Source organism: Neobacillus drentensis (assembly GCF_036965245.1).
Taxonomy (GTDB): domain Bacteria; phylum Bacillota; class Bacilli; order Bacillales; family Cytobacillaceae; genus Neobacillus; species Neobacillus drentensis_G.
The window spans coordinates 1-14,561 of the sequence record NZ_JBALPG010000149.1 but is presented as its reverse complement, the minus strand read 5'-3'; the positions used below and the strand labels follow the sequence as shown (position 1 = coordinate 14,561).

General features: G+C 37.7%; 17 protein-coding genes and 1 riboswitch. Of the genes, 7 read left to right on the top strand and 10 right to left on the bottom strand.

The features are described 5' to 3' along the window. Positions 1-200: 200 nt before the first annotated feature. From V7150_RS22705 to V7150_RS22695, 3 genes are all read right to left on the bottom strand, one after another. Entirely contained in the window at positions 201-962 is a 762-nt protein-coding gene (locus tag V7150_RS22705) for a tyrosine-protein phosphatase (RefSeq protein WP_335522747.1), read from the bottom strand. A gap of 79 nt (positions 963-1,041) precedes the next feature. Beyond that, on the bottom strand, positions 1,042-1,743 hold the full coding sequence (locus V7150_RS22700) for a CpsD/CapB family tyrosine-protein kinase (RefSeq protein ID WP_335522745.1): 702 nt from the start codon (positions 1,741-1,743) through the stop codon (positions 1,042-1,044). Next, positions 1,733-2,482 carry a YveK family protein gene (locus V7150_RS22695; RefSeq protein ID WP_335522743.1) on the bottom strand — a complete coding sequence of 250 codons (750 nt, stop codon included), beginning with the start codon at positions 2,480-2,482 and terminating at the stop codon, positions 1,733-1,735. Before V7150_RS22695 ends, V7150_RS22700 begins: the two co-directional genes overlap by 11 nt. Before the next feature lie 242 nt (positions 2,483-2,724). Between V7150_RS22695 and V7150_RS22690 the strand changes: the two genes are divergently transcribed. Continuing rightward, positions 2,725-3,522 (top strand): SGNH/GDSL hydrolase family protein, encoded by a 798-nt coding sequence (locus V7150_RS22690; protein WP_335522741.1) that lies wholly within the window; start codon positions 2,725-2,727, stop codon positions 3,520-3,522. Between the two features lie 298 nt (positions 3,523-3,820). On the opposite strand, the gene V7150_RS22685 is transcribed toward V7150_RS22690, so the two are convergent. From V7150_RS22685 to V7150_RS22675, 3 genes are all read right to left on the bottom strand, one after another. Further along, entirely contained in the window at positions 3,821-4,546 is a 726-nt protein-coding gene (locus V7150_RS22685; RefSeq protein ID WP_335522739.1) for a LytR/AlgR family response regulator transcription factor, read from the bottom strand. A gap of 113 nt (positions 4,547-4,659) precedes the next feature. Next, complete coding sequence (locus V7150_RS22680) at positions 4,660-5,394, bottom strand: EAL domain-containing protein (RefSeq protein ID WP_335522737.1); 735 nt, start codon at positions 5,392-5,394, stop codon at positions 4,660-4,662. Positions 5,395-5,692: 298 nt separating this feature from the next. After that, positions 5,693-7,693: an ATP-binding protein gene (locus V7150_RS22675; RefSeq protein ID WP_335522735.1), complete on the bottom strand. Its 2,001-nt coding sequence runs from the start codon at positions 7,691-7,693 to the stop codon at positions 5,693-5,695. Between the two features lie 121 nt (positions 7,694-7,814). Between V7150_RS22675 and V7150_RS22670 the strand changes: the two genes are divergently transcribed. After that, positions 7,815-7,985, top strand: coding sequence for an aspartyl-phosphate phosphatase Spo0E family protein (locus tag V7150_RS22670; RefSeq protein ID WP_335522733.1), 171 nt, complete (start codon positions 7,815-7,817; stop codon positions 7,983-7,985). Between the two features lie 3 nt (positions 7,986-7,988). Here the strand turns inward: V7150_RS22670 and V7150_RS22665 are convergent, their stop codons facing one another. Next, on the bottom strand, positions 7,989-8,732 hold the full coding sequence (locus V7150_RS22665) for a LytR/AlgR family response regulator transcription factor (RefSeq protein WP_335522731.1): 744 nt from the start codon (positions 8,730-8,732) through the stop codon (positions 7,989-7,991). Positions 8,733-9,134: 402 nt separating this feature from the next. Between V7150_RS22665 and V7150_RS22660 the strand changes: the two genes are divergently transcribed. Next, positions 9,135-9,542 carry a PAS domain-containing protein gene (locus tag V7150_RS22660; RefSeq protein ID WP_335522761.1) on the top strand — a complete coding sequence of 136 codons (408 nt, stop codon included), beginning with the start codon at positions 9,135-9,137 and terminating at the stop codon, positions 9,540-9,542. A 113-nt stretch (positions 9,543-9,655) separates the two neighbouring features. Next, a riboswitch (cyclic di-GMP riboswitch) is annotated at positions 9,656-9,737 on the bottom strand. Positions 9,738-10,288: 551 nt separating this feature from the next. Here V7150_RS22660 and V7150_RS22655 read toward each other — a convergent pair. The 3 genes from V7150_RS22655 to V7150_RS22645 form a co-directional block, all read right to left on the bottom strand. After that, positions 10,289-10,444: a hypothetical protein gene (locus V7150_RS22655; protein ID WP_335522730.1), complete on the bottom strand. Its 156-nt coding sequence runs from the start codon at positions 10,442-10,444 to the stop codon at positions 10,289-10,291. Positions 10,445-10,949: 505 nt separating this feature from the next. Then, the gene (locus V7150_RS22650) at positions 10,950-11,153 is read right to left on the bottom strand and encodes a hypothetical protein (RefSeq protein WP_335522728.1); all 204 of its coding nucleotides are present in this window, start codon (positions 11,151-11,153) and stop codon (positions 10,950-10,952) included. Between the two features lie 102 nt (positions 11,154-11,255). Beyond that, positions 11,256-11,465 (bottom strand): helix-turn-helix transcriptional regulator, encoded by a 210-nt coding sequence (locus V7150_RS22645; RefSeq protein WP_335522727.1) that lies wholly within the window; start codon positions 11,463-11,465, stop codon positions 11,256-11,258. Between the two features lie 511 nt (positions 11,466-11,976). Between V7150_RS22645 and V7150_RS22640 the strand changes: the two genes are divergently transcribed. The 4 genes from V7150_RS22640 to V7150_RS22625 all read left to right on the top strand — a co-directional run bounded on the left by V7150_RS22640 (position 11,977) and on the right by V7150_RS22625 (position 14,551). Beyond that, positions 11,977-12,492, top strand: a complete 516-nt coding sequence (locus V7150_RS22640; protein ID WP_335522724.1) for a DinB family protein — start codon at positions 11,977-11,979, stop codon at positions 12,490-12,492. Positions 12,493-12,853: 361 nt separating this feature from the next. After that, a complete protein-coding gene (locus V7150_RS22635; protein ID WP_335522722.1) occupies positions 12,854-13,348 on the top strand; it encodes a tetratricopeptide repeat protein in 495 nt (164 codons plus the stop codon). Positions 13,349-13,615: 267 nt separating this feature from the next. Next, positions 13,616-13,816 carry a cold-shock protein gene (locus V7150_RS22630; RefSeq protein WP_057775982.1) on the top strand — a complete coding sequence of 67 codons (201 nt, stop codon included), beginning with the start codon at positions 13,616-13,618 and terminating at the stop codon, positions 13,814-13,816. A gap of 342 nt (positions 13,817-14,158) precedes the next feature. After that, a complete protein-coding gene (locus V7150_RS22625; protein WP_335522715.1) occupies positions 14,159-14,551 on the top strand; it encodes a YolD-like family protein in 393 nt (130 codons plus the stop codon). Positions 14,552-14,561 lie beyond the last annotated feature (10 nt).

Genomic DNA, 14,561 nt, shown 5'->3' with positions numbered 1-14,561 from the left:
GATTTATCATTTATTTTAATTGGGCATCTAACCCACCCTAACATCACACTGTCGACAACACATGTCTAAGGTCCACATGTAAAAAGACCCACAGCATAACCAAGTACCACCATGTATAACGGACAAGGAGCTCACTGGTCAGGAGATAATGCCCGTAAAAAATAGTTTGATTGTGTACTATTTACATAAAGACTAATTAATTAGAAGAAAAGAAATTTCTTTTTCTTTTTAATGGAGGTTGGGATTTCCCTCATAATACTTTTCCCATCTATTAAAAGCTCTGCGTTTTCTTTAAAAAGATAGACATAATCCGTGCCAAACTTAGATTCTATAAATTCAAATGCTTCCTCCATTTTAAATGATCGATTAATCACATTATGTGCATCAGAAGCAATGAAATGAGTTAAATTATTTTCTATTAATTGGATTGAAAAGTTTTTGATTTTTTTTCCGAAGTAACCACAGAGACTAGAAGCTGTAACTTGTGTTAATGCACCCTTTTCTACCAAATTATAAAGTACATCTGGGCGTTCAATCAGTTCAGCATTCCTCTCCGGGTGAACAATGATGGGGGTAAGTCCCTTTACTTGAAGATCAAATAATAGTTTTTCTGTATATCGTGGGACATGGCTGGATGGAAATTCTACGAACAAATACTGACTATCATTCAATGTTTGAATGTCGCCTTTTTCAAAGTCTGCTAGTATTTCACCAAAGATCCTTGGTTCTTGACCGGGTAAAATCTTTACATTTATATTTGCTGCTTGTAAATTTTGATTAAGTTCTTTTACTTTTTCAATAATTTCTACTTTTCGATTATCATAATGATTATTTAGATGAGGAGTGGCAATGATGGTATGAATTCCTTCTTTTGCAGCTTCCTTTGCCATTGTGATGCTATCTTCTACATTTTTCGCACCATCGTCAATCCCGTGCAATATGTGACAATGAATATCAATCACCAGAGTCCACTCCTCATGTAATTAGTTGTGATTTCTAGAATGTTAACATTATTTAACAATTATGCAAATGTAAAACATATCACTTTGTACCATAATAATAGTAATAATTCGTATCTTGAATTTTTTTATTGTTTACTACCACTCCTAGTAATTTGCTTTGAGCAGAATCAAGGAGTTCTTTTGCTTTTAACAATTGATCTTTTTCCGTTTTCCCACTATACACGACTAGAACAGTACCGTCACAACGATTGGCTAAAATTTGCGCATCCGTTACTGCTAATAATGGCGGTGTATCAAAAAGGACGATATCGAACAGGTTTTCAGACGTTTGAAACAATTGCTCCATTGATTTTGAACTGAGCAGTTCAGATGGGTTCGGCGGAATCGGTCCGCTTGTCAGTACATATAGATTTTCTACACTTGTTTCAGAAATCGCTTCTTCTAATGATACCTGTTTTGTTAAAACGCTCGTCATTCCAAATGTATTCGTTTGATTAAAAGTGTAGTGAACGGTCGGCTTTCTCATATCAGCATCCACTAATAGGACTTTTTTTCCCTGCTGTGCAAATGTAACAGCCAAGTTTGCTACTGTTGTTGATTTCCCTTCCCCCGGTCCTGAAGAAGTGACCATTAACGTTCTTACATTTTTATCTACTGTAGAATATTGAATATTGGTTCGAATAGTACGATATTGCTCCGATATCGGTGATTTTGGATCAACCATAGTAATTAGGTTTCTTCTATTACTTGCTGTTGTCTTATTCCCTTTTTTAAGAGCCAATTCTCTCACCTCTTAATCTAGCATTAATCCTTGCTTTATCCGTTTGAAGTTTCCTGATTTGTGATTCATCCATAACCGCAATTGTACCAAGAACAGGTACCCCTATGAGCTTTTCAATATCTTCTTCATTCTTAATCGTAGTATCAAAGTATTCTAATAAGAATGCGATCCCTATACCCAACATTAAACCAACAACTAAAGCAATCGCTACATTCAATAATGGTTTTGGCTTAATAGGAGATGTATTGTCTGTGACTTCAGCTTTTGCAAGGATACTAACATTATCGACACTCATAATATTTACAATTTCTTTTTGAAATACTTCAGCTGTTTTATTGGCAATCTTCGCTGCCATTTTTGCATTAGTGTCTTGAACAGATAGATTGACAACCTGTGAGTTTGTTTCATTTCCAACAGTAATTTTTTCGTTTAATTCGCTGGCTGACATATCTAGCTTTAATTCTTTAATTACTAATTCAAGAATCGCCGGGCTTTTTATAATAACATTGTATGTATTAATTAATTGAAGGTTTGTTTGTACTTCATTATATTGGTAGGCAGATTGTTCATTTTTGGATTGATTAACTAATAATTGTGTTGACGCCTGATAAATAGGTGTTAAGAAAAAGTAACTCACCACACCACTAATTAAAATGGCTATGAATGTTATGCTTAAAATTAAACGTAGTCGTTTACGCAATGTTTGCAGCAATTGTTTTAAGCTAATTGTTTCCTCCATTTGGTCCTCCCTATATTGTAAAAAATCAAATATTATAAAAAAATCAAACTAACAAATAGTATACCATAAAATTTGTCATGCTTTGGATTATTTTGTACATATGTGTAAATCTTGTCGTTTTTCCTTTTATTATTTCACAGCTTTTTGTAAATTTTTGTAGATATAAAATAAAAATGGAATTTATTTTCAATGGTTCTCTGCTATAATTAGATTTGCAAAACTATTTGGGGGTATCATATATAATGAAGAATTTTTTTACTTTCTTATTAGGGGTTGCCTGCGTAGCCGTTCTCTTCTTCGGACATTCCTACTGGAATGAAAGAATCAAAGCAGCACCAGAGAGCACATCTAACGTATCAGACAACAAACATAAGGCTTCAACAACGACTGCTGAGAACGCAGCACAAGATGAGGACGTCCTTGCTTATACGACTAATTGGCCGACATCAGCCATTGATCGCTTTAAGCAAACACTAAGTAAAAAGCAACCTTTTAAGATACTCTTTGTTGGATCTCCTGCCATCGGCTCCGATACAGCAGGTACTTACCCGACTGTAAAAGAGAAACTGCTTGAAACATTCGGGGAGAACAACATCCAGGTTGGCCTTAAAACCTTCAAATCCACTTCTACCCAATTAATTAAATCAAATAAACAAGACGAAATTGCTGCCGAAGAAGCAGATTTAATTATACTTGAGCCTTTTATCCTAGAGAATAACGCTGGTTTAGTATCAGTTGTTCAGACATTAAATGATATCTCGAAAATCATGGAAGATATAAAAGCAAAAAAGCCAGAGACTACTTTTATGCTTCAGCCATCCTATCCGGTATATAAAGGAAAGTTTTATCCTAATCAGGTAGCTGAACTAAAAAAGTTTGCTGAACAGAACCAAATTACCTATCTGGATCACTGGTCTGCTTGGCCAGACACCAACACGGAAGAGATTAAGGAATACCTTCAGCCGGACAAAAATGCTCCTAGTGACAAAGGGAATCAAGTATGGAGTGACTTTATCCTAGAGTTTTTGATTAGCAAGTAAATCTGTAATTTTTTCCACAAAAACATATGAGAATAACCAAAACCTATACTTATCATTATTTAATGGGTTCTAATCTCGCAAAATTTAGTATAAAGAGCTAATTTAATTCTCCTTGTCAAACAAGTCGTGACACTACGCATAAAAAGGCTGACGTTAAAAGTCAGCCTTTTTGAGTATTTTTAATAGTGGAATTAAATTTATGCAACACTAGGTGACTAGTTTGTAAGAAATTTTCAGATGAAAGTAAAATTTAGCATTTATTTTGAATTTTCCCAACAAAAGAGAGCATTAACCTAGCTTACTGCCCCAATAACCGGTGCACCTGTTGAATCTGCAATTTGGATATATGGGCGATGCTTTCTGAAGCGGTAAAGTAAGCAAGATAGGTTTCGCCGAACGATTCAATCTTGACAATTTTCCTTAGGTTTACCAGGTACGAGCGATGAGTCCGATAAAAGTATTGCGGTAAGCGTTTTTCAATCTCTTGAAGCGATTCGATGGTCTCGACCGTGTGATTCACAGTATGTACCAGCGACTTTCTGTCTTTCTTTTCCACAAAAAGGATATCCTCCATCGCAAAATAAAGAAACTTTTGATAAGACTTAATCGCTAGTTTGCTGGAAATATGCTGCTTTTCTTCGATTCTTTTTTGCAATTGCAGACCTAATTTGGCCTTTTCTAAGGCGATAAAGAAACGCGTCTTCTCAATCGGCTTGACCAGATAATCTACTGCCGCAAGATTAAAGGCCTCGACAGCAAACTCTTCATAACCCGTGGTAAAAATAATCTGCACAGAGTGATTCAATTGTTTACACACCTTGGCAGCCTCGACTCCATTGACGATGGGCATATTGATATCGACAAGCACAATTTCCGGCTTCTCCTTCATCACCAGCTGAATCAGCTCTTCTCCATTCGACACCTTCCCCGCTATCTGATAATCAGGGAGCAGCTTTATATAATGTGACAGAAGTGATTTTGAAGAACAGTCATCATCCGCTATTATTACGTTCAATTTCTTCATAGGATCACTCGCTTCGATTTTTACATTTTAACCATCTCGATTCTATTATTTTATACTTTTCACAGCAGAAAATATATGAGGAAAATGGTAAAGGTTTACCGTGCAGGATAATCCTAGCAAAACAGTGCTGCCGGTTTTTCAGGAAAGCCCAACAAGTAGCCTTGAATAAATGGAACGCGAATAGCCCTTGCAGCTGCGAAATCCTCTTCCTTTTCGATCCCCTCTAAAATCACACCCATCTTGTCCTTGGCGTAGTGAAGTAATAATGAAACCATTTCCTGTTTTTCAGTTGAAGACGATAGTCCATCGGCAAAGTAGCGGTCTAACTTGATGTAATCAGGAGCATATTCAATGATCTTCTGTAATCCTGCCGCCCCTTTACCAATATCATCAAGGGCGACGGCAAAGCCATATTCCCTTACTAGCTTCATTCTTTCCTTCATCTCCGGCAAATCCCAAAAGTCTTCTTCCTGTTTTGTTTCATTTACTTCAAACACAACATTGCCGTGAAGCCCTGGAACGCTTGCCACTAACTGGGCAAGGAAAAGTGGAAAGTGAGGATGAATGAAGGTAGACGGATAAATATTGACAAACAGCAATTGACCAGCCAATTTTTCAAAGGGAAATTTAATAATGGCTTCAGCGATCGACCTCGTATCCAGTTCGTACAACGTCCCTTCTGTTCTTGCCATCGCAAAGGCTGCTTCAATATTCCCTTCGAACCTGCCCTCGGGAAACCGTAAGAGGGCTTCGTGGCCAAACTTACATACGTTCGTTACATTCCACATCGGTTGATAGACATGTTCTATTTTTTGCATCTGAATCGGACTAATATAGCCCACTCTCATACACAACCCGCCATTTCTTCTGTCCATTTTTTCATAAAGAAATAGGAAAGACGGATATCAACGAGTCTTTCCTGCACCCCTTTTTCAAACCAAATATACCCATTATTAACAAATACGTCTAATTGATTCAGGACCTAATAAACAAGTAAATAGACCTATTGGATAGTCAATCCGACAGAATACGACACAGAATTCGACATTTCGCGACATTTCCAAAAAACGTATGGGTCTGACATTTCCAAAAAACAGTCATACATTTCGCTCGGCTCCATTTTTTCCAAACTATAAAGCCACCCTATTAGATGAGCGTATCGTTCTTTATTACATACTTGGCAAGCAGGCTTAAAAATGCGGGAATATCAATCGGCTTGGTAATATATTCGACAAAACCGCTTGCCAGTGCATATTTAATCTCCTCAGGCATGGCATTCGCACTAACAGCTATGATGGGAGTCTGCTCGTATCCAGGATTCGCTTTTATCTTTGCTAGCACTTCATAACCATTGAGATCGGGAAGGTTTAGGTCTAATAAGATGACGTCCGGTCTCCGCTCCGCGGCTACGGTAACGCCCTCGCTCCCTGTCGCTGCCGAAATCAGGTCTATCCCTGGGATCGTTGCCAGTATTTCTTTTACTAATTGGAAATTTAATAGATTGTCCTCAATGTATAAAATGGTAATGTTGTGATCTTGCAGCTGAAGCTGACTCGTTGTTTTATAAAATTTCTGGTCATTGGCTGCAGGAGCATGCACAAGCGGCAGGCTAATCCAAAAATCACTTCCCTCATTGCTGCTCTTAACACCCACCTTGCCATCCATTAAGTGAATCAATTGGCTGACAAGCGACAGGCCAATTCCTGTTCCTTGCACATTCACACGACCACTCCTGTAAAACGGTTCAAAAACCTGCTGTTGTTCCGCAACAGGGATCCCAATCCCACTATCAATGATATGGACGTACAGAAGGTCATCCTGTACCTCGCATTGGATCAACACGGTTCCATTTTCCCGGTTATATTTAATGGCATTATCCAAGAGGTTCAGGAGAATCTGTCGCAGCCTAATGTTGTCAGCAGAAACAACGTGTTTCTCCTCGGCAGTTACCGCGATGGTCAGGCTGATTCCGTTTTTCTCGGCCAAGGGGGCAACAAACTGGATACATTGATTAATCACATTACCTATCCTGAGTGGACCGATAGCTACTTTCAATTTACCCGCTTCTATCGCTGTAAGGTCCAATACGTCATTGATTAACGTTAGCAGATGGGTGCCACCATTTATGATTTCGCGGACGAACTGCTGCTGTTTGCACGTTAGCGTTTCATCTAGCTCTAGTAATTGCGAAAAACCGAGGATGCTGTTTAATGGGGTTCGCAGTTCATGACTCATTCGTGATAAAAACTCCGACTTGGCGTTACTCGCCTTCACTGCTTCTTCCTTTGTTTCGATGATTCCTCTTTCCATCGCTTTCCGTTCGGTAATATCTTCAAGCGCCCATATATGGCCCTTTAGCTCTCCATCCATATAAAAAGGAAAATAGCTTCTTTTAAAGATGCGATTTTCAAATTGGTTCACTTCATCGACGTATGGCAGTTTATTCACCATGATCTCGTCCAACTTTTTCACTACCGCCTCTTTATGTTGAAAATGAACATGCAGCTGTTCGAAAATATCCCTGCCAATGATGTCCCGGATTGGCTCCTCAATCTTAAACATGTGGCACCACGGTCGATTAACGGCCATGATTTTCCGGTCATGATCAATGACCACCATCCCGATCTCCAAGCTATCAATCAACGTTCTCCGTAACGCCAGCGACTCGTGAAGGATTTGTTCGGCCTTTTTCCTCTCGGAAATATCGACACCTGAACCAATGACCTCAATTACTTTTCCTTTTTGTTTGACCGGACTCAAGGTAACAAAGTAATCAATCCCGTTAAGATGGGCTTCATAAGTGGTAATGTCGCCATTCCAAGCCTTGGAATAGGCATGTTCTATGGCAGCCGCATCCTTTTTGGAATAAAATTCATGGAGATTTTTTCCCATTACCATGTCGAGCGTAAGGCCCATTTTTGCTAACAATTGACCCTCCATTAAAGTATGGATATATTGGTCTCCTTGTTTGATATATTTTAAGGTCATTCCCTGCTGCCAAGGAATCGTATTTTTTGAATTTAGTTCAACATGTTTTAAGCGGTCATTATATTTGAACATAACGATCAATGATGCTAGCGAAGAAATGATAGCGACTAGAATGATAATAACCACAATCTTTAAATCATAGGAACCGGAATCGATCATACCATTCTCCCCTCCCTGCAAAAAACTACTTTAAATGTTCACAACTTAACTTCAATATTTGTTCCATAAATGGTATTATATACCCAATTGTGTTTGAAACATCTTACTAGGAGTGGCCCCCATGTCTTGTTTACTAAACTTGATTGAAATTTACCGCAATGAAATGTTTGATCTGGCCGATAAGTATGGACCGACTTCGGAGGAAACGGTTGAATGCAGTCAACAATTAGATCTGCTGTTAAACCTATTGATGGAAATCGAAATGAAAAAAAATAAAGAACTAACCATATGATGGTTAGCCATGAGATAACAGCGCTATTCGTTCTCTTAGTTCATTGATTTTTAACTTCGATATTTTCGCTAGTTTGTCCGTATCATTAAAATGGACAATAAATGATTCTTTCTGCGGCGTTATTTGTGATATTTTTGCTAAATTAATAATATAGGAACGGTGGGCATGAAAAAAAGAAACATCAAGACGCTCCAAAATTCGTGCCATCGTTTCGTAAGTATCATAGATTTCCGTAGTCGTATATACAAGACACTTCTTCCCTACCTTTTCAATAAAGCAAATATCAGACAACGGGATAAAAAACGTCGCGTTTTGGTCCCTTAACGGCAGGATTTTCTGCTTGGATTTGTGCTCGGTTCCTGTCTTGTCACGTTCAAAGGAAATGATATTGTTTGCTTTCTCCAGCGCTTGACCTAAACGCTCCCTAGAAACTGGCTTTACGATATAATCAACAGCAGCGATTTCAAAGGCTTCAATCGCGTATTCGTTATTGTCTGCAATAAAAATGACTTTCATCGCCGGAAAAAAAGATAGGCACTCCTTGATCGCCTGCATGCCATTTTTCTTCGAAATTGTAACCGCTGTCAGGACAAGGCCTGGCTTCTTTACCATGACTTCCTCAATAAGCTGTTCTCCATTTACACACTGTCCGATAAGTTGAAAGTCTGTTAGGTCTTTTACAAGCGATTTGATCATATCAATAGAAGCTTGATCATCAACGGCCACTACTATCTTTATCCGCTTCACCTTTCATTCCCTTTCTTTTTGAAAAAAATATTTTATTTATTATATTATATTGTATCGGATTCTGTCATATAATGGTAGAACTTTGTCGAAATTGGTTGTAATTTTCTGCCTAAAATATGACATAAGAAATTGGTATTTATCCTATTCAGTTATCATTCTCCCCCTTTCACGACCATCACCTTTTATAAATGGTAAATGGTTACTACAATCATAGTTGTTACCACTATGGGAAGAATTTTATAAATAATGGACGTTTTTCATTTATATTATCTGTTTATAATCTTCATTCTTTTGGTTATTAGCTTTTTAATAGGAAGATTCTTTCGAAAGAAAAATGATCGTTTGGAGTTACAAGCAACAAGTGAGAAACTCACTTCCTTTTTTGCCTAAACGTCTGATGCTATTAATATCACGAATATGGATGGCGAGCTGATGTACGTGAATTCGTCCTTTGAGCAATTATACGGCTGGCATCGAGACGAGTTAATCGGGAGGCAGCTACCGATCATTCCCGCCGGCTTTTGGGAAGAGGAAAAGAGCGGAAAGGAATCCTTAATTGGAGGGAACGCAATTAACAACTGGGAGGTGAAATTCTTATGGAAGGACGGTTCCTTCGTAGACGTGAGTGTCTCGGTTTCTCCATTACGTGATACAGATGGTCAGATTAACGGAGCTGCCAAGATTACAAGGGATATGTATAAAAAAAGCACTACGAGCGAAAGCTACATGAACTGGTCTTTTATGACCCATAATGCGAACTTGGATAAATCTATTCGAGATAAAAAAAGAACTCGAATTACCGAGTTCTAATCTTTTTACCACATCTCATACATTTACCAGTGTAATAATCAACTTTATGATTCCTATAAAGCAAACAAAATATGGACTTAATACTCAAATGATTCCACTCCTTTGAATATCAATCCGGCAGTCCAGCCATCTTAGTTTTACCTTAGATCTGAGACTTTGCGTCCCTATTTTTCAATAGGTTTGCCTTTGTCAGATTTATTTTAGAAATTTATTTTAAATTGTAACATGTATACTATTATTCTGTAATTTAATAGCTAAATTTTAACAGAAATTTAATAATAATTGCAAATTTCGAACAAAATTTGCAGTATATAGGAAGGGGCTTGTTAAACTACTATGTAAGAACGTAGTTTTCTTAATTTTTCTGTGGTGAAGGCCTTCCTCATGGATGGCTAATGGCTGAGATCAGAACTCCTTGGTCCATCCAAGACGAGTGTTTTGACGTAGAACTCATCTAATTAAGCTTTTTTGGCGTCTTCGACCCAGAATGTCCAAGTAGAAGCCCTTTACTTAGGCTTTTTGCCGGTTTTACCCACAATATTCAAGTAGACTCTCTCTGCTGAGGTTTTTTCAATGCCGATTTCGGAGATTAGCTCATGGTCCATAGGATTATATCCTTCTTTTATGAACTCCCAAACCATTTCAGAGCATTTTTTTCGTTAATTTTCGTAATAGCCTATATAAAAATAAAAAAAGGCCATTAAGAAGTAATCCCCTCAACAGCCTTATGTATCTATTATATATGTTTAGCAGATGACTATTTGTCTTAAATCCGCTTTTATATCTTCAAGCAATTTTTCCAGCGTTATTTCTGTCTCATTTATGCCCTTATCATAAGCATTTTTCACAATCTCCGAAAAATCAGCAGTGTTCGAGCTACTCTTCTTTGCTTCCCGATTCAAATCCCAATATCCTCCTCCCATGTGTACTAGTTACATATTCTACTAGAAGGAGCCTGGATTGTAAATACATTTCCAGTTAGAATTGTGGAAAATGTATGAATCTTGTCGAATTGGTGGGCATGCACCAATTGTAACGTCTTTGCATTGTTAATGGTGTCAGGCACCCGGCTCGCCGGCAAAAGACTACAGTTACCAAAGTCAGTCCCCAGTGCGGGGACTGACTTTTTGGTATGAGGATAAGTGGCTTGTTTTTTCTTCTTTTCCGTCCTCATTAACTTCCCCTTTTTATTTCATCAAATATACTTTCTAAACTTCCCAGGATCCTCAACCCTGGTAGACACTATCTCCCCACAGTTAAGGCAAAACGTATAAATTTTATTTACCCCGATTGCAAGCTTCTTATCCAAGGTTTGATCGACATAAAATCCGTCCCCTCGGCAAACTCAACACCGCTGCATACCCGACATTTTTTCTCAACCACCATATTCATCATCTCCCCTATGTTTTAGTTACGATTTGCAACATACGTACTTGTAAAAATAAACGTCATGCTATGAACTACGTAAATTCCAGTCATGATAAAAAACGATAACGAAATCCCTTCAAAAATAATAACCAAAGCACAAGCAATCAAAATCACAACGGTCGTAATATTCCAAGACATTGCTTTTGCATTGGTGCTGATATACTTTTGCCGCTCATCAAACATATGCTTTTCTTGCCTATTCGATACGTAACGATATGAACAACAATTAACATCAAAACCCCCAGCAACAAAACTGCTATGACGCCTAAATTGTTTATAAATGGTTCAGTCAATATTTTCATCCCCCTCAAACGTAAATAAGTCCTCAATCATACAATCAAAGATTTGCGCAAGTTTGTGTGCTAAGACTAGAGATGGCTTATACTTGCCCTTTTCAAGCGAAATAATCGTCTGCCTCGAAACATGTAATTTTTCCGACAGCTCCTCCTGCGTTATGTTCAACGAAGTCCGCTTTTCACGAATTGAATTCTTCATAATGACTCCCTCTCTACAAAAGTAAAGTACACTTTACGTAAAGTGCACTTTACTTTTGTGGTGGATGTCAAGTTTACTTTACTTTTTTTGGCGATTTTGGTAGGTATTTCACCACTTATTGCTTATAACTTGCAGATACGCTCCATTTACTTGCGGATTACCCCTTCCTACTTGCGGTTAACCCTCTCCTACTTGCGATTAACCCTCTCCTACTTGCGATTAACCACTTCTAACTTGCGATTAACCACCACATACTTGAGGGACACAGTTAGTGCCCCCCCTCAAGGTGTGTATAGTATGAAGTAAACATGGTTGTCCATCAATGAATTATTTAAAGCTTTATCCGATGAAAGTGGACCATATTTGTTATAAACTTATAGCTTTCATCAATACTCCAATTCCCTTGGAATTTTTGCATTTAACTCGGAAAGCTCAGGAATACTTTTCATCGTAGAGAATATATACAGAATAGGAATCTAAGTACGCACTTTTTTGTGAAGGGAGAAATCTCATGAATAAATTAGTAAATGACAATCTGTATGAAACGAGAAATAACTTAGTTAAGGAGATTACTTTATTAAGTGATGCTCAATTTAATAGTAAGCCTGATATGAATAAGTGGAGTATAGCACAAGTTTGCCATCACTTAGTTTTAGTGGAAGAGGCATCTATAAAGGCTATTGCATGGGGATTAAAAGAGATTGATATTACTCAAAAAGAACGTAAAAAAGTTCACCTTATATTATTGGATAGAACGAAAAAGATTAAAGCTCCAAAAATCGTTGAACCAGATGTTGATCCATTTGAAGTTCAGAAAATAATTGATTTGTTAAACGATTCGAGAAAAAAATTGATGACTTTTCTTAGTGCCATAGAAGATATATCCATATTGGCGAAAAAATCAGTGAAGCATCCTGCTTTTGGTGAATTACCTCTTGATCAATGGATTGAACAGATATATTTGCATGAACAGCGACACATTGAACAAATAAAAGAGATAAAATTACTTTTAGATGTTAAGCATTAAACGGATTTTTGTTTAAGTAAAGGGTAATTAGCATATCCAAAAAGGAAATTTAACTACGTGAAATATAATACTTAAAGTAACTGCGTGCAAGAGTTGAAGAACGGGGATTGCTACGGCGATCCTTTTTTCTTGTGCTAACGAAGCAGTTTAATAGTGCATTTTTTTTCTCAACACCACCAGTAGCAATGGTCTATTTGACTATGAGTATCTGGAAAATTAATGTAGAATACGTGTGTCAAGATCAGATGGATATTCCCCAGTATCATTTTGTCGGTTTATACAACCTATTTTCACACACGATTAGGATAAGAGAATACAAGCAAACCAAGAAAGGTGTTGGAAGTAAATGATGCGAGAACGTTTGGCAGAAGCTATTATACTACGTGAAGCTGGGCGGGCCAAGCAAGATCCAGCTATTTTGGAGGAAGCCCGAACGCTCCTTTTAGACTTGGCAGCAGCCTACCCAGATGACGCCGAGGTCAATTTTCAGACTGCAGTGGCTCTTGATAATTCCGGATTAGAGATAGAGGCTATTCCTTTCTACGTGCGGGCTCTTGAGCTGGGGCTTTCTGAATCAGATCTTGAAAGAGCCTTACTTGGCTTGGGGAGCACTTATCGTTATTTAGGATATTATAATCAAGCTGAGGAAACATTACGTCAAGGTGTAAAAGAATTTCCTCAAAACCGGGCCCTCCAAGTACATCTCGCGATCGCCCTGTATAATACGCAGGGTTACAAGGAAGCGATAGAAATCCTTTTGACCAATTTGATGGAGACAACCTCTGACGAAAAGCTTCAGTATTTCAAACGCGGTATTGTATACTATTCGCAACACCTTGATGAAACTAAGAAATGATAAAGTTAACAAAACTACGATGGCCTTTTTTTATGTCGAATCCGGAAGAAACTGTTTATTAATCTACATTTCCTTGTTAAACTAAACGGATGCTTTAGTTAAAAAAATTGGGTTCCTTGCAAACAATTTCAAAAAATGCTATTCTAATGAAGAATTATTTTTGTTCGGTGTAAAGGATAGTATTAGTAAGAACTTTTCGTCTTGATGATCACTGAGAGCAAGGATAGTAATACATTGTGTGTGCTAACACACTAGGAGGCAACAAACATGGAAAAAGGTAAAGTAAAATGGTTTAATGGCGAAAAAGGCTTCGGATTCATCGAACGTGAAGGTGGAGAAGACGTATTCGTTCATTTCTCAGCTATCCAAGGCGAAGGGTACAAAACATTAGAAGAAGGTCAAGAAGTGACTTTTGATGTTGAGCAAGGTCAACGTGGAGCACAAGCAGCTAACGTTCATAAGGCTTAATTATAATGCCAAACATGGACAGACTCTTTTTTAGAGTCTGTTTTTTTATTTTTCATAAAAAAACAAAAAACCCCACTCACTTATGAGTAGGGAACATGAAAACAGTAAATCAAATGGTAAACACAATTGTAACATATAATTTGTAGAATTCCTAATTTCCATCACCTAAACTCAAAGTTCTGCTACGTATAGAATCTAACGAAATAGTGATAAATGTGAAGATATTAACTTAAACTAAAGGGTGTTTTACTTGAAGAAGTTAAAATTAGGACCTTAAATGGTCCTTTTTATTTTTGTTTTCATACAGAATGTTTGTTCGTATATAATAACGAGGTGAGTTAAATGGCGATACGAGACCGCGATAAAAAGAAATGGCAGTTTGCGTTTGGGATGCCGGAGTTAATTAAGGCACAGCGAGATCTATGGACCGACCAAGAGCGAATTATAAAGCCAATCATTGATGAATACGAGAAGGAAGAGTTTGACCAACGTATCTGTTATGCGATGGAGTATAACCTGTCGGTAAAGATAACGACATGGTCTAACGGCTTTACATCCAATATGACCGGTCGCATTCATTACGTAGATCCCATATCATACCAGCTACGGATTGAACTGCTGGGAGGCGAGTTTCAGCAGATTGATTTCGAGGATGTTATAGGAGGTCAGTCATTGATTAAATGTTGCTCAAATTATCATCTGTTTACTTTTAATTTCCTTCTTCAGCTACCATGAAAATTAACTT

Bases quoted from the DNA above. Each gene is read 5' to 3' on its own strand.
- V7150_RS22695 (WP_335522743.1), bottom strand. From the start codon at position 2,482: ATGGAGGAAACAATTAGCTTAAAACAATTGCTGCAAACATTGCGTAAA.
- V7150_RS22690 (WP_335522741.1), top strand. From the start codon at position 2,725: ATGAAGAATTTTTTTACTTTCTTATTAGGGGTTGCCTGCGTAGCCGTT.
- V7150_RS22685 (WP_335522739.1), bottom strand. From the start codon at position 4,546: ATGAAGAAATTGAACGTAATAATAGCGGATGATGACTGTTCTTCAAAA.
- V7150_RS22680 (WP_335522737.1), bottom strand. From the start codon at position 5,394: ATGAGAGTGGGCTATATTAGTCCGATTCAGATGCAAAAAATAGAACAT.
- V7150_RS22675 (WP_335522735.1), bottom strand. From the start codon at position 7,693: ATGATCGATTCCGGTTCCTATGATTTAAAGATTGTGGTTATTATCATT.
- V7150_RS22670 (WP_335522733.1), top strand. From the start codon at position 7,815: ATGTCTTGTTTACTAAACTTGATTGAAATTTACCGCAATGAAATGTTT.
- V7150_RS22650 (WP_335522728.1), bottom strand. From the start codon at position 11,153: ATGTTTGATGAGCGGCAAAAGTATATCAGCACCAATGCAAAAGCAATG.
- V7150_RS22645 (WP_335522727.1), bottom strand. From the start codon at position 11,465: ATGAAGAATTCAATTCGTGAAAAGCGGACTTCGTTGAACATAACGCAG.
- V7150_RS22640 (WP_335522724.1), top strand. From the start codon at position 11,977: ATGAATAAATTAGTAAATGACAATCTGTATGAAACGAGAAATAACTTA.
- V7150_RS22630 (WP_057775982.1), top strand. From the start codon at position 13,616: ATGGAAAAAGGTAAAGTAAAATGGTTTAATGGCGAAAAAGGCTTCGGA.
- V7150_RS22625 (WP_335522715.1), top strand. From the start codon at position 14,159: ATGGCGATACGAGACCGCGATAAAAAGAAATGGCAGTTTGCGTTTGGG.